The following is a 23,431-nucleotide window of genomic DNA, read 5'->3' as shown; positions in this document are numbered from 1 at the left end:
TATCTAAATACTAAATACTCGATACTAAATACTTAGTCTAACGTAATATCTAAACCTAAACCGCGTAACTCATGTACCAATACATTAAATGATTCTGGTACACCAGGAGTTGGTAAGTTTTCGCCTTTAACGATGGCTTCGTAAGTTTTGGCTCTTCCAATAACATCATCAGATTTAACTGTTAAGATCTCTTGAAGGATATTAGCTGCACCAAATGCCTCTAATGCCCAAACCTCCATCTCACCAAAACGCTGACCACCGAATTGAGCTTTACCACCCAATGGTTGTTGTGTAATTAATGAGTATGGTCCGATAGAACGAGCGTGCATCTTATCATCAACCATGTGACCCAGTTTAAGCATATAAATAATACCTACTGTAGTCGGCTGATCAAATTTCTCACCCGTTAAACCATTGTGTAAGTAAGTTCTACCAGAAGCTGGCACACCTGCTTTAGCAATCCACTCTTCAACCTCTTCAGACTTAGCACCATCAAAAATTGGAGTTGCAAATTTAACACCCAATTCTTTACCAGCCCAAGCTAATACAGTTTCGTAGATTTGACCAAGGTTCATACGTGAAGGTACACCCAGTGGGTTCAACACGATATCAACTGGTGTTCCATCTTCTAAGAATGGCATATCTTCATCACGTACAATACGAGCAACAATACCCTTATTACCGTGACGACCAGCCATCTTATCACCTACTTTTAATTTACGTTTTTTAGCTACATAAACTTTCGCCATTTGAACAATTCCTGATGGTAACTCATCACCAACACTAATCGCAAATTTATCACGTTTATAAGCACCTAATTCTTCGTTTACACGGATACCATAGTTGTGTAATAACAACTTGATTTGATCGTTTTTATCATCATCAGTTGTCCATTTGTATGGGTTAATATGAGCATACTCTAGGTCTGCTAATATTTTCTGAGTAAACTTAGCGCCTTTAGCGATTAATAATTCTTTGTAAACATTGAATACACCTTGAGATGTTTTACCGTTTACAATTTGGAACAATTTATCAACTAATTCGTTTTTAAGGTTCTCTGTAGCTAAATTATATCTCTTATCTAATTTCTCAATAGCTGATTTTTCTTCTGCTTTAGTAGTTTTCTTAGCTCTTGAGAATAATTTAGTATCAATTACCACACCTTTAATTGAAGGTGGAGTTTTTAATGAAGCATCTTTAACATCACCAGCTTTATCACCGAAAATTGCACGAAGTAATTTCTCTTCTGGAGAAGGATCAGACTCGCCTTTTGGTGTAATTTTACCAATTAGGATATCGCCTTCTTTTACTTCAGCACCAATACGAATGATACCGTTTTCATCTAAATCTTTAGTAGCTTCTTCAGAAACGTTAGGGATATCTGGTGTTAGTTCCTCTTCTCCACGTTTTGTATCACGTACTTCTAATTCAAATTCTTCGATATGTAAAGAGGTAAAAATATCATCTCTAACAATACGTTCATTAATTACAATCGCATCCTCAAAGTTATATCCTTGCCAAGGCATGAAAGCAACTTTTAAGTTTCTTCCTAATGCCAACTCTCCATTTTCAGTTGCATAACCTTCACAAAGTACTTGACCTTTAACAACTTTCTGACCTTTCTTAACAATTGGTTTTAAGTTGATACACGTATTCTGGTTGGTTTTTTTGAACTTAATTAATTTATAAGTTTTGCTATCACCTTCAAACGATACTAAACGATCTCCATCGTTACGTACATATTTAATAGTGATTTCGTTAGCATCTACATATTCTACAACACCATCACCTTCAGCATTGATCAACGTTCTTGAGTCACGAGCAACGCGACCTTCCAAACCTGTACCAACAATTGGAGCTTCTGGACGTAATAAAGGCACAGCTTGACGTTGCATGTTCGATCCCATCAAAGCCCTGTTCGCATCATCATGTTCCAAGAAAGGAATTAATGAAGCCGCGATAGAGGTAATTTGGTTAGGAGCAATATCCATTAAGTCTAATTTCTCAGGCTCAATAATCGGGAAGTCACCCTCATAACGTGCTTTAACACGAGCAGTTGTAAAGTTACCTTTATCATCATACTCAGCATTAGCTTGTGCAATTGTTTTACCATCTTCATCTTCAGCAGATAAATAAATAACTGGTTTATCTACCATTACTTTTCCACCTTCAACAGGTTTATATGGTGTTTCGATGAAGCCTAAGCTATTAATTTTTGCATGCACACAAAGTGATGAAATCAAACCGATGTTTGGTCCCTCTGGTGTTTCAATGGTACATAAACGACCATAGTGAGTATAGTGAACGTCACGAACCTCGAAACCAGCACGCTCACGTGATAAACCACCTGGGCCTAAAGCTGACAAACGACGTTTGTGTGTAATCTCTGCCAAAGGATTGGTTTGATCCATGAACTGAGATAATTGGTTAGTACCAAAGAATGAGTTAATAACCGACGATAAAGTACGGGCATTAATCAAATCTGTTGGCGTAAACACCTCATTATCACGAATATTCATACGCTCACGGATAGTTCTAGCCATACGAGCTAAACCAACACCGAATTGCGCATATAATTGCTCACCTACTGTACGAACACGACGATTCGACAAGTGATCAATATCATCCACTTCTTCTTTAGAGTTAATCAATTTGATTAAGTATTTAACGATAGCAATAATATCTGCTTTAGTTAATACTTTCACATGATCAGGAGTATCCATTTTCAACTTACGGTTGATACGGTATCTACCCACATCACCTAAGTCATAACGTTTATCTGAGAAGAATAAACGCTCAATGATACCTCTAGCAGTTTCTTCATCAGGTGGTTCTGCGTTACGCAAAGCACGATAGATGTTTTCAACAGCCTCTTTTTCAGAGTTTGAAGTATCTTTTTGTAAAGTATTGTATATAATAGTATAATCAGCTTGAGATGCACCATCTTCTTTAGACAAGATGATAGTTTTAACACCTGCATCGATGATCATATCGATATGGTCGTCTTCAAGAACGGTATCCCTATCTAAGATAACTTCGTTACGATCTATAGAAACTACTTCACCTGTATCTTCATCTACAAAATCTTCAGTCCATTTTCTTAAAACTCTTGCAGCAAGTTTACGACCTGTATACTTCTTCAAACCAGATTTACTAACTTTTACTTCGTCAGCAAGATCAAATAGTTCTAAGATGTCTTTATCAGAATCATAACCGATTGCACGTAATAAGGTGGTTACCGGGAATTTTTTCTTACGATCAATGTAAGCATACATTACGTTATTAACGTCTGTAGCAAACTCAATCCAAGAACCTTTGAAAGGAATCACACGAGCAGAGTACAGTTTAGTTCCATTTGTGTGACGGCTTTGACCGAAGAACACACCTGGAGATCTATGCAATTGAGATACAATTACACGTTCTGCACCGTTGATCACGAAAGTACCTTTTGGAGTCATATATGGTATGGTTCCTAAGTATACATCTTGTATGATGGTTTCAAAATCCTCGTGTTCTGCATCGTTACAAGAAAGTTTAAGCTTTGCTTTTAACGGAACACTGTAAGTTAACCCACGATCAATACATTCAGGAATGTCATAACGTGGTGGGTCAATAAAATAATCTAAAAATTCTAAAACAAAGATATTTCTAGAATCTGTGATTGGAAAGTTTTCAGCAAATACTTTAAATAAACCTTCTGTGTGACGGTTATCTGAAGTGGTTTCTATCTGAAAAAATTCTCTAAATGATTGCAACTGCACATCCAGAAAATCTGGATAATCAATGATGTGCTTACTACGTGCAAAATTTACTCTTTGGTCTACGACTTTATTTGCCAAGGGACTAAATTTAATTTAGTTTAAGAATAAACTATTTGCTTGGTTTGCCTCGAACCATTTCACCAACCAAACAAGATGAAATGTTTATAAACGGGAATAGACTCCGACTTAATAGTCGGAGTCTTATTCTTAAAGGTTCGTTAAAATTAAGTGATTACTTAATCTCAACTACAGCTCCAGCTTCTTCTAATTGTTTTTTCAAAGCTTCTGCTTCGTCTTTAGCAACACCAGTTTTTAATTCTTTTGGTGCACCATCAACTAAGTCTTTTGCTTCTTTCAAACCTAAACCAGTTAAGTCTTTTACTAATTTAACTACTGCTAGTTTAGCACCACCAGCTTCTTTCAAAATTACATCGAAAGTAGTTTTTTCTTCAGCTGCAGGAGCATCAGCACCAGCAGCAGGACCTGCAACAGCAACTGCCGCAGCAGCTGGTTCGATACCATACTCGTCTTTTAAGATTTGAGCTAATTCGTTAACTTCTTTAACTGTTAAGTTTACCAATTGCTCAGCAAACGATTTTAAATCTGCCATTTTATAGATTTTTAAAATTTTTACGTAAAATAATTTAATTCAATACGAACTTTAAGGGTTCGTTAACCTTCTCTTTCTTGTAGTGTTTTAACAATACCTGCAAGTTTAGCACCGCCAGACTGTAATGCCGAAATAACATTTTTAGCTGGAGATTGTAATAAACCAATGATTTCGCCAACAAGTTCTTCTTTTGATTTAAGACTTACTAATGAATCAAGGTAATGATCTCCAACAAATATTGCTGAATCGATATAAGCAGCTTTTAGCTGTGGTTTTTCTTCTTTACCTTTTCTTAAGGCTTTGATCAGCTTAGCTGGACCATTACCTACTTTAGAAAATAATAAAGCCGATTGACCTTTTAATGCTGGGAATATCTCAGATGAGTCGCCTTCTAATCCATCAATCGCAATTTTGATTAATGTATTTTTTGCAACTTTCATTTCGATACCGCTTTCGAAACATTTGCGACGGATGTTATTTACTTTCTCAACAGATAAGCCCGAGGTATCAGCAATATAAAAATTGCCAAACTCTTGCATTTTCTCTTGTAGAGCTAAAACTACTTCTTGTTTTTCTTCTCTGTTCATAATTAGATCCCCGCTACTGATTTAGTTTCGATTGCAATTCCAGGACTCATTGTAGAAGACACGTGAATGCTTTTAAAATAAGTTCCTTTTGCAGCAGAAGGTTTTAATTTTGAAATCGTTTGAAGTACTTCTAACGCGTTCTCATATATTTTCTCTGCTGAGAATGATACTTTTCCTATTGAAGCATGGATGATACCAGTTTTGTCAACTTTAAAATCAATCTTTCCGCCTTTTACGTCAGTTACAGCTTTACCAACTTCGTTGGTTACTGTACCTGATTTTGGGTTTGGCATAAGGTTCCTTGGACCTAAAACACGGCCTAATTTACCTACTTTTGCCATACAAGCAGGAGTAGTGATAATAATGTCAACATCTGTCCAACCACCTTCAATCTTAGCCACATATTCGTCTAAACCCACGAAATCTGCTCCTGCAGCTTTAGCCTCTTCTTCCTTATCAGGAGTACAAAGTACTAAAACACGTACAGTTTTACCTGTACCATGAGGTAAAGTAGCAATACCACGTACCATTTGATTAGCCTTACGTGGATCAACACCTAAACTCACATCGATATCTACCGATGCATCAAATTTAGTTGTAGTGATTTCTTTTACCAAAGCAGCCGCATCCTGTAAAGAATACGATTTACCGATTTCTAGTTTAGCGTGTGCCAGTTTTTGATTTTTTGTTAATTTCGCCACTGTTGTAAACTGTTTTTTGTTAATTAATTTGTCCAGGGTGCATCACCGCTAACGGTAATTCCCATACTGCGTGCTGTACCTGCTACCATTTTCATAGCAGATTCGATAGTGAATGCATTTAAATCAGTCATCTTATCTTCAGCAATTGACTTAACTTGATCCCAAGTCACCGAACCAACTTTCTTACGGTTGGGCTCAGCAGAACCACTCGTTAATTTAGTAGCATCCAATAATTGAATAGCTACAGGAGGGGTTTTGATGATAAATTCGAAAGACTTGTCGACATATACAGTAATTACAACGGGTAATACTTTACCTGGCTTATCTTGGGTACGAGCATTGAATTGTTTACAAAACTCCATGATATTAACACCTTTAGCACCTAATGCAGGTCCTACTGGTGGTGATGGGTTTGCAGCTCCGCCTTTGATTTGTAATTTAACAAGTGCACCGACTTCTTTTGCCATTTTCTGATTTGTTAATTGTAATACTCAATGTTAAATATTGGAAGCATGTAACATTTAAGACCTTTTTGCTATCGTAAAACAGCAAAAGGACTGCAAAGATATGAATAATCTTGCAGTCCTCAAATATTTTTTTATAAAAAAGTTGTTATTCTTTTTCTACTTGCATATAGTTAAGCTCCAATGGTGTTTTACGACCGAAGATTTTAACCATAACTTTCAATTTTTTCTTTTCTTCGTTAACCTCTTCAATAACTCCAGTAAAACCGTTGAAAGGACCATCCATTACTTTAACGTTCTCACCTACATAATAAGCGATGTTCATTGTTTCACCTTGCTGGCTCATTTCATCAACCTTACCTAAAATACGGTTAACTTCTGCTTGACGCATTGGAATTGCATTTCCGGCTTTATCACCTAAAAATCCAATTACACTATTTACCCCTTTAATAATATGTTCTAACTCACCATCTAAAATTGCTTCTATTAAAACATAACCAGGATAAAAGTTACGTTCTTTAGCAATTTTCTTACCCTCTTTCATTTGATAGTATTTCTCCATCGGGATTAATACTTGAGGAACCAAATGAGAAAGACCTAAACGGCTAATTTCAGAATCGATATACTGTTTTACCTTCTTCTCTTTACCACTTACCGCTCTAACTACATACCACTTTAACTGATCGTTCATCTAGTACTATTAATTTAAAGTGATTTATAAAAAGTTGATAATATATAGTTAGCACCATTATCCATTGCGTAAATTACTGCAGCAATAATTAGTGATGCGACTAGAACCAATACTGCCGAATTTTGCAATTCGCCCCATGTAGGCCAAGTTACCTTTTGGGTCATTTCTTCGTACGATTCTTTAATAAATTGAACTACACTAGCCATATTTATATTTTTTATGCACGGGAACAAGGATTCGAACCCTGATCAAAGGTTTTGGAGACCTCTATTCTACCGTTGAACTATTCCCGTAATTAGAAAGCAAAGTACCTAAGAAAATCATCTTAAGTACTTTGCAATCATGTATTCTTAATCCCCTAAGGGCTTTAGAATTATTTTACAATTTCAGTTACCTGACCAGCACCTACTGTTCTACCACCCTCACGGATAGCGAAACGTAGACCTTTTTCCATTGCGATTGCGTTAATCAATTTTACGTTGATTGTAACGTTATCACCTGGCATTACCATTTCAGTTCCTTCTGCTAAAGAGATTTCTCCTGTAACGTCTGTAGTACGGAAATAGAATTGTGGACGGTATTTGTTAAAGAATGGAGTGTGACGTCCACCTTCTGCTTTCGATAATACATAGATCTCAGCTTTGAAATCTGTGTGAGGAGTTACTGAACCTGGTTTACAGATTACCATACCACGACGGATATCAGTCTTCTCAATACCACGTAACAATAAACCTACGTTATCACCTGCTTCACCATAATCAAGGATCTTACGGAACATCTCAACACCAGTTACTGTAGATTTTAAGTTCTCAGCACCCATACCTAAGATTTCAACTGGATCACCAGAGTTGATTACACCACGCTCAATACGACCAGTTGCAACAGTACCACGACCAGTGATCGAGAATACATCTTCAACAGGCATTAAGAATGGAAGCTCAGTTAAACGTGGAGGAATTGGAATGTAGCTATCTACAGCATCCATTAACTCCATAATTTTTCCAACCCATTTTGGATCGCCGTTCAAGCCACCAAGAGCTGAACCTTGAATAACAGGAATATCATCACCAGGGAATTCATAGAAAGATAATAATTCACGAACTTCCATCTCTACTAATTCTAGTAATTCTGGATCATCCACCATATCAACTTTGTTCATGAAAACAACTAACGAAGGTACACCTACCTGACGAGCCAATAGAATGTGCTCGCGAGTTTGTGGCATCGGACCATCTGTAGCAGCAACAACGATAATTGCACCGTCCATTTGAGCCGCACCAGTAACCATGTTTTTTACGTAATCCGCGTGACCTGGACAGTCAACGTGTGCATAGTGACGGTTAGCTGTTGAATACTCAACGTGAGCTGTGTTAATCGTGATACCTCTTTCTTTTTCCTCTGGAGCAGAGTCAATCGAATCAAATGAACGCGCCTCAGATAAACCAGCATCAGATAACACTTTAGTGATAGCTGCTGTTAAGGTTGTTTTACCGTGGTCAACGTGACCGATAGTGCCGATGTTTAAGTGCGGCTTGCTGCGGTCAAACTTTTCTTTTGCCATGTTTTTATACTTATTAGTAGGTTAACTTTTTTATTTATTTATTGTTTTGATACAAATTCAATACAAAAAACCTTGTCTATTCTGTTACTACAGATTTAACAAAGTGTTTCTTCTTTATTATTATTACCAGAGCCAACTATGGGAATTGAACCCATGACCTCTTCCTTACCAAGGAAGTGCTCTACCGCTGAGCTAAGTCGGCTTATTCTTTTTAGCTCATTAGTTCATTTGTTCATTTGGCTACAATTGAACCATTTCAACTAATGAACTTCCAAGAGCGGAAGACGAGGTTCGAACTCGCGACCTATAGCTTGGAAGGCTATCGCTCTACCAACTGAGCTACTTCCGCTTATCGACTTACGATTTTTCGATTTACGAATTACGATTGAAATTCATCAATCTAAAATCGTCAATCTGAAATCTAAAATCAGATTGTGGGGGGAGAAGGATTCGAACCTTCGAAATCTTGCGATAACAGAGTTACAGTCTGTCCCATTTGGCCGCTCTGGAATCCCCCCGCTTCTAGTTTAACAACTTATTGCTAAGTCTATAAACTAAAAGAGCCTCCTATCGGGATCGAACCAATGACCTACTGATTACAAGTCAGTTGCTCTACCAGCTGAGCTAAGGAGGCTTATATCTTTCGTTAATTGAATTAAATCAACGTTTTTGATATTATTTTAATCTTTCATAGAACTTTCCATTTCTTCTGAGCCAATGCCCCCTCCGAAATGGAATGCAAATCTACAAAAATTAATCTTTGAAAAAAATATATTTTAAAAAAAAATTTGGCGGGTTGTTGCCCGCCAAATCTTATCTAATACAATATAAAAATATCGCCTTAGTAATCAGACACTTCGTCTGTGCTTAATATAGCTTTGTGCTCACTTAATTTAGCACGAGTTTTATCTTTATGTTTAGTAATTTGCTTTTTTAGGGATTCTATAGCCAAATCTGTAGCCTCTTCGAAAGATTTACATTGCTCTTTGGCAAAAAGTGTAATGCCGGGAACCATTAATTTAATTTCTGATATTTTATTTTCTTCATCTTCTACATTTTCTAGTTTCAAATAAACTTCACCTCCAATAATCTGATCAAAAAACTGATCTAACTTATCTACTTTCTTTTGAATGAACTCTAATAATTTTTGGTCCGCGTTAAAATGGATCGACTGTACTCTAATTTTCATTTTTCCTCCTTTTTTATGCCTTTGGATGGGCTTGTTTATATATAGATTTTAAACGTTCTACTGAATTATGTGTATATACTTGCGTAGCAGCCAAGCTGGCATGCCCTAGTAATTCTTTTATTGCATTTAAATCTGCACCTCTATTTAATAGGCTACTGGCAAATGAATGCCTCAGCACATGTGGGCTCTTTTTATCTTGTGTTGATATTAATGTCAAATAACGATTTACTATACGATAAATTAACTTCGGATATGCCGAAGCTCCTGTATTGGTAACGATTAAGGTAGTGCTTTTGTTATTAAAATTTTCAATTGATTTTAAAGCAAGGTAAGCTTTTAGTTGTTTAATCAATTCGCCATGTAAAGGAATAATTCGCTCTTTGTTTCTCTTACCCAATACTTTAATTGTGCCCTCATAAAAATCAATATCATTTTCTTTTACCTGTAACAATTCTGCTAAACGAACCCCCGTACCAAACAATAGTTCTAAAACCATTTTATCTCGTTGTCCAGAAAAACCATCCTCAAAATTTTCTGCATTATCTAAAAGGCTATCCATTTTAACTTCCTCAATAAAAACTGGTAAGCGTTTAGGAACTTTTGGTGCTTTAATTAAAAGCATTGGATTTACTTTTACTTCTTTTTCGCGAAGCAAATGTTTATAAAAGCTACGAAGTGTAGATATTTTTCGCCCAATGGCATTTTCAGAAATCTTATGATCTAAAAGATCAACTATAAAACTACGAACGTGTTGAGTTTGGACAACAGTTACCTCTAATTCAAAATTCGCTTGTAAAAAATCTTTAAATTGAATTAAGTCTGTTTTATACGACTGTATAGTGTGTGGAGAGTAGCGCTTCTCGTTTTGTAAATAGGTTAAGAAACTACTAATAAGCATAGGCCTTACTTTGTTATTCGTATTTGTGAATATACAAAAAATTAATGGATGAAAAATTTATTTTGTCATAAAAACGTACAATTTCTTAAAGGTTCTTAATGCGTCTTTTTTAAGGGCTTGGTTAATTCTACTGTATAGTAAGTCCGCATATAGTCCGCATATAGTCCGCATTATTATTTATAAATGCGGACTTACTATGGATTAACTGTGGAATTATACTAACTTAGTCTCGGACAAAGTATATTAAAGTGTCCTAGCAGGAATGGCAGTATACAATGGAAAAAGCCTTAAGGGCTCATTTGGAAATTTAACCTTTATTAAACATGGCGAGGTTGACATAGTAAGATCCAAGAGTAAGAGGGTAAAACAGACGAAGGCAACCAAAAAATCTGCATCCGTTTTCGGGAAATTTATTAGCCCTTTTGCAAAATTTATTAGGCAGTCTTTCGATGTGCTTATTAACGGCAATGCCGATAGCGCAATGGTAAACCGAATGAATTCTGATATTTCTACCTTAATTTATCAGCATATTGATGTTGATGGGAAATTCAATTTTACTCCGACTAGTTTCGATAGGTTACTAGATTTTAATTTTAACCTTTCATCTTCACTAAATAAAAGTTTATTAATTAAGCCTATTGTTAATTTTACATCTGGCAATGTGGAAATTATATGGCCAGAATTCTTGATTGCTAAAAATCTCCGTTTCCCCGTTAAGGCAAACAGTTGTGTAGTGAGCTTTCGCTTTGCGCAATATTGTTTAGCTAAAGGAAAATGGAATATCCCTGAAGTAGAAGAAATAGAAATCAAGAAAAGTCAATTATCCACCATCTCGCAAAGCTTTAATCTTCCAATACCCGCGGGATCACTTTTTTTACTTGGAGTAGGCATTACCTATTTTACAGGGACACCTAAAATAAAGCTAAACAATAAGACCTTTAATCCTGCTGGTATTTGTGGAGTAGGCTTTGTTCCTGGAAATTGTGCAGCCGCAGAGATAGCAGATTGGGAAATACTGCCCCTTGCTACAATGCAATAAAACGTACTAAACAAAAAAGCCTCCAGATTTTACATCTGAAGGCTTTAATATCAATTATAGAACTATAAAGTTCCTTCTTGGTTCATGTTCTGAATATAAACAGCGTGTTTAATTTCTGTACGACGAGCTACGGATTTTTTCTCGTATGCTTGACGACTACGTAATTCTCTCAATACACCAGTTTTTTCAAACTTTTTCTTGAAACGTTTAAGCGCTTTATCTAATGATTCGCCGTCTTTAATGTTAATAATAATCATAACGTTGAAATACCTCCTCTCGATGTGTTTAAATTTCCCCTATTTACTTGGGGTTGCAAATGTAGGTAAAATATTGGAAGAGAGAAAGTTTTTTCAAAAATCTTCTAATAATTAATGGATTTCAGAAAATTTATCTTTACAGTAAACAGTATTATTTATTTAATACTAGATTAAAGCACGTAATTCTATTTCTTTTGTTATTTTTATTTACCTAAAAAACATACCATGACAACAGGCAAAAAGGTTTTTTCTATAGCAACAGTTTTAATCGTATTGATTTTGGCTGGAATAATATACTATCGCTACTATTTTGTATTTGGCGAAGGTGTTAAAGCCGGCGAATTAAATTTCATCGTAAAAAAAGGTTACCTCTTTAAAACGTATGAAGGAAAAATTATTCAATCGGGAATACGATCAAGACAAACGGGTACGGTACAATCTAATGAGTTTGAGTTTTCCGTATCTGATGAAGAAGTAGCAAAAAAGATGATGGCCAATAGTGGTAAATCTTTTGAGCTACATTATAAGGAATACAAAGGCGCTTTGCCTTGGCGAGGATTTAGTGTATATGTGGTTGACAGCGTAGTAACCATGCATGAGCCATTGCCATAGTTATAAAAAACTTTGACAATCTTTTTTAGATTGTCAAAGTATAATTATTTTAGAATCTCTCTAGCAATTACTATTTTTTGTATTTCGGAGGTTCCTTCTCCTATTGTACATAATTTGCTATCGCGATAAAATTTCTCTACCGGAAAGTCTTTGGTATAGCCATAACCACCAAATATTTGAACCGCTTCTGTAGCACATCTTACTGCAACTTCTGATGCGTAATATTTAGCCATTGCCGATTCTTTGGTCATTGGTAAATGACGATTTTTTAAATCAGCCGCTTGGCGAATTAATAATTCTGCTGCTTCTATTTCTGTTGCCATATCTGCCAATTTAAAGCTAATCGCTTGAAAACTTGAGATAGGCACTCCAAATTGATAGCGTTCTTTAGCATAATCTAAAGCGGCTAAGTAAGCACCTTTTGCAATACCCAATGACAATGCTGCAATTGAAATACGACCTCCATCTAGTACTTTCATAGCTTGTTTAAAGCCATCACCTTCGTTACCTAACAGATTTTCTTTTGGAACTCTACAGTTATCAAAAACCATTTCTGTGGTTTCTGATGCACGCATGCCCAATTTGTTTTCTTTTTTACCAGCAGAGAAGCCCGGCGTACCTCGTTCTACTACAATTGCCGAAATTCCTTTAGCACTACCAGCTTCGCCTGTGCGAACCATAACTACGGCAACATCTCCTGATTTACCATGAGTAATCCAGTTTTTTGCACCATTAATTACGTATTCATCGCCATCTAAAACAGCAGTTGTCTGCATACGCAACGCATCAGAACCTGTATTGGCTTCTGTTAAGCCCCAAGCACCAATCCATTCTGCAGTAGCTAATTTTGGCAACCATTTTAACTTTTGTTCTTCATTACCGAAAGCCAAAATATGACCTGTACATAAAGAATTATGTGCAGCGAGCGATAAGCCAATTGAGCCGCAAACTTTTGAGATTTCTACAATAACATCTACATATTCTTGGTATCCAAAACCAGAACCTCCATAGTTTTCGGGCACTAAAACACCCATTAAACCTAGTTCGCCTAGTTGTTTAAAAATTTCTATAGGAAAATGCTGTGCTTCATCCCATTCCATTACGTTTTGACGAATATTCTTTTCGGCAAAATCGCTTACCATTTTTTTAATAATTTCTTGATTTTCGGCTACTTCAAAGCTAAAGCCTGTGTCCATATAGATAGGGTTTAAAAAAAGAAAAGCTTAAATCGAACGCCTTATAAGCGTTTGGATTTAAACTTTTCTTAAGATTTATATTTGGTTAGGAACAATGATAAGCAAATAATATAATAGAATCAACATATTTATATTCGCCAAAAAGTAGAATGTTTTGGTATTTGGTTCAATAACTTAATTCATTTAATTATTTGTAAGGAATACGTAGAAAAATTTAATTGAAAATATTTAAAAATTGCTTTATAATTAATTTTCAATGTGTTAAAACTTTGCCAAAGAAAATGTATTTGGGCTAAAAGAGGTTAATCGATCTCTACCATTTAAAAAATCTAAACTGATTAAGAAAGAGTACGCTGCCACATTTGCTTGTAATAAATTAACCAATTTAGAAGCCGCAACAACTGTACCGCCAGTAGCCAATAAATCATCGTGAATTAACACATTTTGCCCGGGTTTAAAAGCATCTTCATGCACTTCTAGCGTTGCACTTCCATATTCCAAATCATAAGATTGCTGGATGGTTTTGTAAGGCAATTTGCCAGCTTTACGAATAGGTACAAAAGGAACTTTTAATTCTTGTGCTAAAGCCAGACCAAACAAAAACCCACGACTTTCTATCCCTGCAACTACATCTATTTTAATATCAGCCAATTGCAAAGCTAAAGCTTGAGTAATTTCAGCACATAAAATTGGATCATGCAATACTGGAGTTATATCTTTAAAAATAATTCCTGGTTTAGGAAAGTCAGCTACATCGCGTAAGGTTTGTTTAATTTTTGCTTCAATCATTTAGAAAATAAGATAAGGTGCTATGGTTTGAATAATTTGCGGCGTTAAGATAGCTACTTTCTTTAAATCGGCAATATCATTATATTTTCCATGCTGTTTTCTGTATTGAATAATCGCATTAATTTGTTTGTATTTTAGGTAAGGATGATTTTTAAGGTCATCAAATTCTGCAGTATTAATGTTAATCTTTTTAAGGTTAGAAACATCAATCTTAATCTGATCTTTTATTTCGTTAAACTTAATACTATCCAATCCAAAAACTTCCAGTAATTGCTCTTTTTTATAAAATCCTCCGAGCCTATCTCGATATTTCGCAATCCTCCTCGCAAATGCTGCTCCTACCCCTTTTATTTCGTCCAGTTGTAAGGTATCTGCACTATTAATTTCTACAATTACTAGTTCTTTTTTTACATATGGAGCTTGCTTTGCATATTCTTGTTTTACATATTTAGTAGTTGTGTTTTGAATGTTGATATAAGGAGCTAATTGTTCAAACTTCTTTGGCGATATGGTATACATTTTCTTCAAATCTTCTGGCTTATAAAACTTCCCGCCTTTGTTTCTGTAATTAACAATTGACTGTGCCTGTTTTACAGATAAACCTAGTTTTTGCCACTCTTCAACATCAATTACATTTGGATCAAATTTGAAAAGTGCAGTGGTTGGAGTTGCTTCACTATCTTCAACTTGATTACGCATTTTAGCGTAATAGTTGGGCTCTTGCTGATTAACTAAAATCAACTTTTGTATAGCAACATGTTCTTCACCAGAAATAAGTGTCGGTTTAATCCAGAATGTTGTATAATAGTACGGAAGTACGCTTATTATTAACAGAATAGCCATTAAGGCTAATAATGCATTGTACTCTCGCTTTGTAAAGCCAAAGTAGTTATTTAACCATTTTTTCATAGATAGCATAGGTACTATAAATATAAATCTTATTTTTGATATTGCTTTATAAATTAAATACCTCCTTTTTAAATGAAGATAATTACTACAAAAGAGTTTGCTAAAGCGACCAAAATAGACAAATTAGGCGTTCCAGGTCTTGCGGCTCTATTAATGGAAGTAATGAAATTGAACGATATCAATAAAGTATTTTCTAAGAACGAACATTTTGCAGGCTTAGAATTTGTTGATAAAATACTAGAGACCATTGGCGTTACTATAGATTTTGACGAAGACGATTTAAAAAACATTCCAAAAACTGGAGGTTTTATTGCGATTGCGAATCACCCATATGGTGGTGTAGAAGGCTTAGCGTTAGTGAAACTTTTGTGTACGGTTAGGCCAGAAGCAAAGGTGATGGTGAATTTTATTCTTAAGAAAATACCTAATCTTAGTGAGTTTTTTGTGGCCGTAAATCCATTTGAAAATGTACAACATACATCAAGTATTAGTGGTTTAAAGGCAACTTTTGATTTATTACAAAGCGGAACTCCGATTGGAATTTTCCCAGCTGGTGAGGTTTCTACTTTTAATTTAGAAAGTCAGGAAGTTACCGATAGAATATGGCATCCGGTAGTTGGAAAGTTAATTGCTAGAGCAAAACTACCCGTTGTCCCTATCTATTTTCATGGCAATAACGGTGTGTTATTTAACATTTTAAGCTTTATTCACCCAACATTAAGAACTGCCAAATTACCTTCAGAATTTTTGAATAAACATGGTTTGAAAATTAAGGTAAGAATTGGAAAGCCGATTAAAATTGAAGATGTTTCTTATAAAAATAACACCAATAAATTACTCGATTTTTTAAGAGCTAGAACTTACGCATTAGGCACAAGCCTAGAAGAAGAAAAGAAATTATTTAATCCCATTAATCTTTTCAAGAGAAAGAAAAAACCTGCGCAAATTGTAGAAGAAACTGACAGAAACTTAATTGTTAAAGAAGTTGAAAAACTAGAAGATTTTAAAGTTTGGGAAGAGAAGAATTATGAGGTTTATATTACTCCCACCTCTAGCATTCCTAATATTTTAAGGGAAATTGGTCGCTTACGCGAGATTACTTTTAGAGAAGTTGGCGAGGGAACCAATAAAAAAATAGACTTAGATAACTACGATATTTATTATAATCATTTATTTATTTGGGATAAAGATTTACAAAATATTGTGGGTGCATATCGTATTGGCAAGGGAGATGAAATTTTAAATACGATGGGTCGTAGAGGTTTTTACCTATCCGAACTATTTAAAATTAGAGAGCCTTTTTACCCTATTTTACGCCAAGGGATAGAATTAGGTCGTTCATGGATAAGAAAAGAATATCAGCTAAAACCATTACCATTATTTCTATTGTGGAAAGGAATTTTAAAATATCTAGTTTTAAATCCTCAATACAGATACTTATTTGGCCCTGTTAGCATCAGTAATAATTTTTCTAAATTATCTAAATCTATCATTGTAGATTATATTACTAAAAATCATTTCGATTATGAACTGGCAGCTTATGTTAAGCCAAAAAACAAATTTAAGGCCGATTTAACTGGAATAGATACCGATTTATTAGTAGAAAGTAGTGATTCGTTAAAAGATTTAGATGGTTTAATTGGAGATATTGAGAATTCGCATATTAAAATTCCTGTGCTATTACGTCAATACATGAACTTAAATGCAAAAATTATTTGCTTTAACATAGATCCTAAATTTTCTGATTGCCTGGATGGATTTTTAGTAGTTGATGCACATAAAATTCCAACGGATATGCTGGAAAAGATTGGCAAGAACTTTTAGTTTAATAGCTCATTAGTTCAATTATAAAATATCATTAAAACAAAAGCCCCGACATCCATCGGGGCTTTTTGTTATCAACTAACCTAAACTGTTCTGCTAAATATTAACCAGATATTTAACACTGCAAAAGTAAGTTAGGTATGTTAAGCCTTCGTAAAATCGAGATTATCTTAAGATTATTTAACATACGATTTAAGAAAAACTCATTTTCTTAAAGATTTCATGTTTTACAAGCAATAAAGTAGATCATTAGATGTTAATTTTATGTATATTTAATATATCCTAAATGTTAACAGTTGAAAAATTCGTTTAAACATATTCTGTTTAAAGCATTAATTATCATCACATTAGTGTTTTCATTTGCTCTTGCTAAAGCACAACGCTATAGCTTTGAGTTTTATGATGGCACCTTCAATTTTGAAGCAGATTCAACTGTAAATATTAGTTTTAATCAGGAGTTGAGTAGCCAATCTGTAACTACTTTTTACAACAAGATTAACTCTGGCAATTACCAAGATGTAGTAAAATCGCTCTTAGCATATAAAGAGAAAAATAAATTAAATGACTGGCTTTATTATCAGCTAATTAGAAAAACAGCTCAACAGATTAGTCCAAAGGCCGAGAATTATAGTCGTTATACGTTGTATAAATGGTTTCTAATGTCGAAATCTGGCTATGATGCAAAAGTAGCGGTAGGAAATAATCAAATTATATTTTATGTGCGTAATGATGAGGATATTTCCGACATTCCTTTCTTCATGATCAATGAGAAAAAATACATGTGTTTGAATTACCATGATTATGGCAAGTTATTTAAAAAAGAAGATGCTTATAAACCTGTTGAAATAGTTGTACCAAATGCTACAGCCGCTTTTAGTTATAAAGTTACTCGCATGCCAGATTTTAAACCCGAAGATTACGTAGAAAAACAAATCGCGTTTAATTATAAGCATAAAGACTACCATTTTAAGGTGAAGTTAAATACAGAGGTAGAAACAATTTTTGTGAATTACCCTGGAGTAGATTTTGAATCTTACTTTAATATTCCATTAAGTCATGAAACTTATCAGTCTCTTATTCCTCTTTTAAAAGAAAATGTAAAGGGAATGAGTAAAAAAAATGGTGTTGATTATTTGATGCGTTTTACTCGCTATGCTTTTTTATATGAGGATGATGAAATGAATTTTGGAAAAGAAAAACGTTTATCGCCTGAACAAACTTTATTAACAAAATATAGTGATTGTGACGATAGAGCGGCATTATTTTTTTATCTGGTAAAGGAAATTTACAATTTACCAATGATAGCCTTACTCTATCCTACGCATATTACAATGGCTGTACAATTTGATAAACCAATTGGCAATCCTGTTGTTTATAATGGCAAATCTTATACTGTTTGTGAGCCTACACCACAAAAGCAAAACTTACGCATTGGCGAATTATCTGCAAGTCTAAAAAACAAACCGTACGAGGTTGTTTATCATTATGATCCTTTGAATAGATAATTTTAAAATCTTGCGCCAATACCCACAACTTTTTGGTCTTTACTATCAATATAAACAAATATAGGCCCTAGTAAAGCATCTTGGGTGGTATTAAACATTACAGCAACCATGTCTTTATTATCACGTTTTTCATAAGTAACGGATGCCTTTTGCCATTACGTGGTTACGGTAGCTTTTGAGTTTGCATCTAAATAATTCCAAGCAATTTCCCGATAGGTTGCATCAGTGATTTTTGCATCCTCTTTTTTGCAAGCTGATAAACTAGCTACAAATAAAATCAGGATTATTAAAAGTCTGATTGGGAATTTTAAAAGTAAAGTATGGGATTTCATAGCGTTTTATATTTATTATCAATACGTAAACTAAGCTGCTTTCGCTACATGTTTAATTTAATAAATAAGTGAAAAATCTACTAAAACAAAAAGCTGCTCCAACAAAAGTCGAAGCAGCTTTTTTTATTTATATTTCTTATTAATTTACAGCACCAGGTGTAGTGTAAGCTAAACCCTGTGGGTTAAAATTTGCCCAACTCGAAGCCCAATTAGTAGCACCGAAAGCACCTTTAAAAGTTACCGTTTTATCAAATCCTGAAGCTAATTTAGCATCAGTAAATAATGCACCACTAGCGGCGGCAGAAGCAGCAACAACAGTGAAGTTAGGAACACCAACTCTGGCAGTTGCAACTAAGTCAGCAGAATATTTATAAGGATCTGTGAAGATAGATGCGGCAGTTGCAGCAGCATCAAAGGTATTACTTACAGTTAATAATGGAGAAATTACGCCTAAAGCTGTAGCATTAGAAGCTTTGATTTGGTTTGATTTACTGTTGCTATTATAGATTAAGTTATTAGCAATTACAGATCTTCCAGCAGATAAGTTACCTGAAGAGTTTAATGTACCACCTGCAGGTAAAGCGTCATCAAAGAAAATACCTTCTGTATAACCAACAATAACAGAGTTGAAGATGCTTATTGCAGAATTACGGCGGATTTGAGCACCATGCTGGAAGTTTGCATTAATACTTGAACCACCTGAACCTACTGGACCTAAAATTGTCATGTTTGAGAAGACAGCTGAAGTTTGTGGAGTAGCGTTATCACCAGCAGCGTTGTTGTCTGATTCGAAACCGTTAGAACCAGATACATCAGCAGTTACAGCTAAACGTTGTGCTAAACCAAATTGAACTTTACCTGAGAAACCGTTATCAGTATCAAAATCATCATCCCAAGAATCAATAGCGATTAAGTGAGAACAGTTAACCGAACCACCGAACCATTCATAAGCATCATCACCAGAACGATAAACTTCAATATAATCAATAGTTGTACCTGAACCAACAGAACCGAAAGTTAAACCATTAATTTCGTTATCTGGACTTAAAGCAATACCTGCATATTCAATACGCACATATTTCATAGTACCAGAGTTATCTGCATTATCAGTACCACCATGTTTTCCTTTATCAGTAGCATCTGAAATACCTTCAATTGGCACAGAAGTACCTAAATTATTTTGGGCTTTACCTAATAAAATAACACCTCCCCAATCGCCTTCTTTACGGGCGCCAGCTGCGATGCTTGAAGTAAATACAATTGGTTTATCTACTGTACCAACAGCCATAATTTTAGCTCCTCTAGTAATAATTAAAGCTCCTTTAGTTGCTTTATCACCTTTAATAATGGTACCAGCTTCGATTGTTAATGTAGCATTGTTGGTTACAAAAACATTTCCTTTTAATACATAAATTTTACTTGCAGACCAAGTTGTGCTTGCAGTTACATCACCAGAAATTTCTACTGTATTTGCATCTGCTGGCGGATTTACATCTCCACCATTATCCGTTTTAGAACAGCTTGCCAAAAAAACTAACACGCTTAGCGCACAAAGTAATAATTGTTTTTTCATTTTATTTAAAATTTTATTTTTTTCAAAAGTGCGATATAGATATAATTCAATGATTAAGATTACTTTAAGTTATCATTAACAATACACCTACTTAAGCAACAATAACTTAACATTAAAACGTATACGTAAATGATAACGAGTAATTTGCACCTGGTTTATAACTACTTAAAGTATAATCTCCATTTGCTACACTATATTTTTTGTCCTGATCATTATCAAAATAGAAAGTTGTGCGTTGATTTAAGATATCGCCAGCATTAAATTTCAACTCTCCTTTTGTTTTTAATACTTTCAATGCCAATTGCAAATCAACCGCATCACGAGGGTTTTCCCAAACACCATGGAAAAGACGACCACCAGCAATATTCAACTTACGACCAACCCTGTTATATAAAGCGTTAAAACTTAATTTATCATTTAAGAAGCTGTGTTGTAAACCTGCATTGATGACGTAAGGTGCCTGACCAACCATTGGTCTGCTTGGTTCTAACAAAGTGATACCAACGTTATTGGTTTCAACTTTCGATTTTATAAATGAAAGATTGGTATAGAATGTTGTCTTCTTTAAAAAATCAGTTTCAGCAATAAAATCTAACGTTTTACGCAACTCAAACTCAACACCGTATACATTTACATTATCTGTATTCATATAGGTAATTGTTCTCGAAGAGTTTACATCACTATTGAAAGATTCGATTGCATTATGAAATTTTTTGTAGAAAGCGGAAACCGATATAACTTGTCCAGCTTGTGGATAAAATTCAAATCTAACATCAGCATTATCAATTTTTGCTTCCTTTAAAGAAGGATCTCCTTGTTGTTGCGCTAACAATTCGTAATCATAAAATGATCCAGAAGATAATTCTCTAAACTCTGGGCGTGCCAAAGTGCGGTAATATGATGCTCTTAAATTAATTTTTGGTGTTAAGCTATAGGTATAATTTACGGATGGCAAGATATCTACATAATTCTGATCAACCGATGTTTGTGGAGTTTTCACCTTTGCATCCAACGCTACGTGGAATTGCTCTACACGTACGCCCCATACCAATCTTGATTTTGCGCCTAATTTGTTATCTAACATTAAATAACCAGCATTAGTCATAGAGTTTGCAGTATAACTATCTGCATCACCTGGAATTTCATCTAGGTTATAAGATCCATTACTTAATACATCTCTACCAAATAAGGTATTTAATGGTCTTTGTCTTATTAAATTCGCATCAGATGCAGCAGTATTTAGTTGTAAACCTAAAAATCTTGCACCAAATGTACGGTTGCGATATAAAGAACTTAGCCCTGTTTTAAATATTGAAGTTTGTCCGAACATTTTTAATGGTAGAGTATAATTAGCAGCAGCCGAATAATTATCCTCGTTGAGTGTTGAATACAATCTCGTATTTTCTTTACCTAAAGTGGTAACATTGGCAAAATAAACATAGTCAGGCGAGCCAATATCCGATCGGTTTCTGTAATAAGAAACTTTCTTCTGATCTGGCTGATCATTTAATATATTACTGTAGCTTAAAGACCAGTTAATTTTTGCTTTTTCACCTAGCGGATGTGTGCCTTCTAAAGTTGATTTCAATAGAGCTTTTTGCATCAAATCAAAAGCAAAAAACTTCACATCTGCCCCACCACCAATACTTGAGTTTAAACCAGTTCTTGATAAAAAATTATCATCATACGTTCTGTTATAGATATTTTTGAAGGTGATTTTACTTTTACCATAGCTATAAGCGAAATTGGCAATCGCACCAATATTAGTCGAAAATTTATATACATTATCTCGATAATCCACATCAACATAATCACGAATTACATCATTATTAATTGTTTGCGAATTACGATAAGTTAATGATAGTAAGGCACCAAACTTATTACCTCCTTTAAAGTTCTTAACTCGTCCTAAGCTTAGCAACAAATTTTGTGTAGGTAATGCCGAGCTTGAATAGATATTAAAATCTTGTGGCAAGCTTTTCATTGCAGCAATACCTTGAGTTTGTGTAAGTGCTCTATTTACAATTTTGCTGGTTGATGGAAAACTTGCAGGTAAAGCTTTGTTGCCATTATCAAATCCTAAATAATCGGTTGCATTTCTAGCACCGCTCTTAAAATCCTTAAAAGTAGATGCAGTATTATAACCTTCACCAATACCAACACTAAAAAAGTTCTGATCAGGAATATCTTTGGTTACAATTTGAATAGCGCCACCTGCAAAATCTGCCGGCAGGTCTGGTGTAGCAGTTTTGCTAACAATGATATTGTCTACCAAATTTGACGGTACAATATCAAATGAAAATGCTTTTCTATTTGGCTCTGTACTCGGTAATGTAGCGCCATCAAGCGTTGCTGTATTGTATCTATCGCTTAATCCTCTAATTACTACAAATTTATTATCTTGAATTGTAGCACCACTTATCCTTTTCAAAACATCCGATGTATTTTTATCTGGAGATTTTTTAATTTGATCGCTTGAAACACCATCAGAAATTACAGCACTATTTTTTTGTTTTGCATACAATGAATTAACCGACTCTTGTTTAAAACTCGCTGTAATTACAACTTGATTTAAGGTTTGAGAACCCGCTTCTTCCATAATCACATTTAATGAAGTAGTGGTATTATTTTTAACCTCTACATCTGTGATTTTTTTAGTTGAATAGCCAACATAAGATATTTCAATAACGTATTTACCTTCTGCTAGACTTGGAAATATATATTTACCATCTACATCTGTACCTACACCTCTTGTTGTGCCAGCGATTTTAACAGAAACACCAATCAGCGTTTCGCCAGTTTTTTTATCTGATACTGTACCTGAGATTTTTCCTGTTCCTTGAGCGAAAACAGTTGCACCAATAACTACAAATAGTAAGGTTAATAATGCTTTTTTTAAAGTTAATTGTGATTTCAATTTGCCTATTTTTTGT

The 23,431-nt window shown here is 34.6% G+C and carries 21 protein-coding genes and 5 tRNA genes; 4 read left to right on the top strand and 22 right to left on the bottom strand.

The window, feature by feature from the left end; translation table 11 throughout:
- Positions 1–32 precede the first annotated feature (32 nt).
- From rpoB to GM921_RS16720, 15 genes are all read right to left on the bottom strand, one after another.
- The gene (rpoB, locus tag GM921_RS16790) at positions 33–3,839 is read right to left on the bottom strand and encodes a DNA-directed RNA polymerase subunit beta (RefSeq protein WP_182923776.1); all 3,807 of its coding nucleotides are present in this window, start codon (positions 3,837–3,839) and stop codon (positions 33–35) included.
- A gap of 154 nt (positions 3,840–3,993) precedes the next feature.
- A complete protein-coding gene (rplL, locus tag GM921_RS16785) occupies positions 3,994–4,371 on the bottom strand; it encodes a 50S ribosomal protein L7/L12 (RefSeq protein ID WP_182923775.1) in 378 nt (125 codons plus the stop codon).
- 62 nt (positions 4,372–4,433) lie between these two features.
- Entirely contained in the window at positions 4,434–4,958 is a 525-nt protein-coding gene (gene rplJ / locus GM921_RS16780; RefSeq protein ID WP_182923774.1) for a 50S ribosomal protein L10, read from the bottom strand.
- Positions 4,959–4,960: 2 nt separating this feature from the next.
- Positions 4,961–5,659, bottom strand: coding sequence for a 50S ribosomal protein L1 (gene rplA, locus GM921_RS16775; RefSeq protein WP_055132255.1), 699 nt, complete (start codon positions 5,657–5,659; stop codon positions 4,961–4,963).
- 23 nt (positions 5,660–5,682) lie between these two features.
- Positions 5,683–6,126, bottom strand: a complete 444-nt coding sequence (gene rplK / locus GM921_RS16770) for a 50S ribosomal protein L11 (protein WP_090994168.1) — start codon at positions 6,124–6,126, stop codon at positions 5,683–5,685.
- Positions 6,127–6,271: 145 nt separating this feature from the next.
- The gene (nusG, locus tag GM921_RS16765; RefSeq protein ID WP_182923773.1) at positions 6,272–6,814 is read right to left on the bottom strand and encodes a transcription termination/antitermination protein NusG; all 543 of its coding nucleotides are present in this window, start codon (positions 6,812–6,814) and stop codon (positions 6,272–6,274) included.
- Between the two features lie 14 nt (positions 6,815–6,828).
- Entirely contained in the window at positions 6,829–7,020 is a 192-nt protein-coding gene (secE, locus tag GM921_RS16760; RefSeq protein ID WP_182923772.1) for a preprotein translocase subunit SecE, read from the bottom strand.
- Positions 7,021–7,036: 16 nt separating this feature from the next.
- Positions 7,037–7,107: transfer RNA gene (locus GM921_RS16755), tRNA-Trp, on the bottom strand.
- Between the two features lie 80 nt (positions 7,108–7,187).
- Positions 7,188–8,375, bottom strand: coding sequence for an elongation factor Tu (gene tuf / locus GM921_RS16750; protein ID WP_182923771.1), 1,188 nt, complete (start codon positions 8,373–8,375; stop codon positions 7,188–7,190).
- Positions 8,376–8,505: 130 nt separating this feature from the next.
- Positions 8,506–8,577, bottom strand: a tRNA-Thr gene (locus GM921_RS16745).
- 74 nt (positions 8,578–8,651) lie between these two features.
- A tRNA-Gly gene (locus GM921_RS16740) sits at positions 8,652–8,724 on the bottom strand.
- Positions 8,725–8,810: 86 nt separating this feature from the next.
- Positions 8,811–8,893: transfer RNA gene (locus tag GM921_RS16735), tRNA-Tyr, on the bottom strand.
- A gap of 43 nt (positions 8,894–8,936) precedes the next feature.
- A tRNA-Thr gene (locus GM921_RS16730) sits at positions 8,937–9,009 on the bottom strand.
- Between the two features lie 207 nt (positions 9,010–9,216).
- On the bottom strand, positions 9,217–9,564 hold the full coding sequence (gene hpf, locus GM921_RS16725; RefSeq protein ID WP_182923770.1) for a ribosome hibernation-promoting factor, HPF/YfiA family: 348 nt from the start codon (positions 9,562–9,564) through the stop codon (positions 9,217–9,219).
- A gap of 13 nt (positions 9,565–9,577) precedes the next feature.
- A complete protein-coding gene (locus GM921_RS16720; protein WP_182923769.1) occupies positions 9,578–10,462 on the bottom strand; it encodes a tyrosine-type recombinase/integrase in 885 nt (294 codons plus the stop codon).
- A gap of 262 nt (positions 10,463–10,724) precedes the next feature.
- On the opposite strand from GM921_RS16720, the gene GM921_RS16715 reads away from it, so the two are divergent.
- On the top strand, positions 10,725–11,501 hold the full coding sequence (locus tag GM921_RS16715) for a hypothetical protein (RefSeq protein WP_182923768.1): 777 nt from the start codon (positions 10,725–10,727) through the stop codon (positions 11,499–11,501).
- Positions 11,502–11,563: 62 nt separating this feature from the next.
- On the opposite strand, the gene rpsU is transcribed toward GM921_RS16715, so the two are convergent.
- The gene (gene rpsU / locus GM921_RS16710) at positions 11,564–11,758 is read right to left on the bottom strand and encodes a 30S ribosomal protein S21 (RefSeq protein ID WP_055132547.1); all 195 of its coding nucleotides are present in this window, start codon (positions 11,756–11,758) and stop codon (positions 11,564–11,566) included.
- 225 nt (positions 11,759–11,983) lie between these two features.
- Here rpsU and GM921_RS16705 point away from each other — a divergent pair, with 225 nt between their 5' ends.
- The gene (locus tag GM921_RS16705) at positions 11,984–12,370 is read left to right on the top strand and encodes a hypothetical protein (RefSeq protein WP_182923767.1); all 387 of its coding nucleotides are present in this window, start codon (positions 11,984–11,986) and stop codon (positions 12,368–12,370) included.
- A gap of 44 nt (positions 12,371–12,414) precedes the next feature.
- Here GM921_RS16705 and GM921_RS16700 read toward each other — a convergent pair whose 3' ends face one another.
- The 3 genes from GM921_RS16700 to GM921_RS16690 all read right to left on the bottom strand — a co-directional run bounded on the left by GM921_RS16700 (position 12,415) and on the right by GM921_RS16690 (position 15,264).
- A complete protein-coding gene (locus tag GM921_RS16700; protein WP_182923766.1) occupies positions 12,415–13,566 on the bottom strand; it encodes an acyl-CoA dehydrogenase family protein in 1,152 nt (383 codons plus the stop codon).
- Positions 13,567–13,827: 261 nt separating this feature from the next.
- Positions 13,828–14,355 carry an adenine phosphoribosyltransferase gene (locus GM921_RS16695; RefSeq protein ID WP_182923765.1) on the bottom strand — a complete coding sequence of 176 codons (528 nt, stop codon included), beginning with the start codon at positions 14,353–14,355 and terminating at the stop codon, positions 13,828–13,830.
- On the bottom strand, positions 14,356–15,264 hold the full coding sequence (locus GM921_RS16690; RefSeq protein ID WP_182923764.1) for a helix-hairpin-helix domain-containing protein: 909 nt from the start codon (positions 15,262–15,264) through the stop codon (positions 14,356–14,358). It lies immediately after the preceding gene.
- Between the two features lie 72 nt (positions 15,265–15,336).
- Here GM921_RS16690 and GM921_RS16685 point away from each other — a divergent pair, with 72 nt between their 5' ends.
- Complete coding sequence (locus GM921_RS16685; RefSeq protein WP_182923763.1) at positions 15,337–17,088, top strand: lysophospholipid acyltransferase family protein; 1,752 nt, start codon at positions 15,337–15,339, stop codon at positions 17,086–17,088.
- A 296-nt stretch (positions 17,089–17,384) separates the two neighbouring features.
- Positions 17,385–18,593, top strand: coding sequence for a hypothetical protein (locus tag GM921_RS16680; RefSeq protein WP_202985670.1), 1,209 nt, complete (start codon positions 17,385–17,387; stop codon positions 18,591–18,593).
- Between the two features lie 155 nt (positions 18,594–18,748).
- On the opposite strand, the gene GM921_RS16675 is transcribed toward GM921_RS16680, so the two are convergent.
- The 3 genes from GM921_RS16675 to GM921_RS16665 form a co-directional block, all read right to left on the bottom strand.
- Entirely contained in the window at positions 18,749–18,925 is a 177-nt protein-coding gene (locus GM921_RS16675) for a hypothetical protein (protein WP_182923762.1), read from the bottom strand.
- 139 nt (positions 18,926–19,064) lie between these two features.
- Positions 19,065–20,498, bottom strand: coding sequence for a hypothetical protein (locus tag GM921_RS16670; protein WP_182923761.1), 1,434 nt, complete (start codon positions 20,496–20,498; stop codon positions 19,065–19,067).
- 112 nt (positions 20,499–20,610) lie between these two features.
- Positions 20,611–23,415, bottom strand: a complete 2,805-nt coding sequence (locus GM921_RS16665; RefSeq protein WP_182923760.1) for a TonB-dependent receptor — start codon at positions 23,413–23,415, stop codon at positions 20,611–20,613.
- Positions 23,416–23,431: the final 16 nt, after the last annotated feature.

This window comes from Pedobacter planticolens, from assembly GCF_014172375.1.
GTDB lineage: Bacteria > Bacteroidota > Bacteroidia > Sphingobacteriales > Sphingobacteriaceae > Pedobacter > Pedobacter planticolens.
Note: the sequence above shows the minus strand (reverse complement) of the source record. Positions and strands in the feature narration are given on the sequence as shown.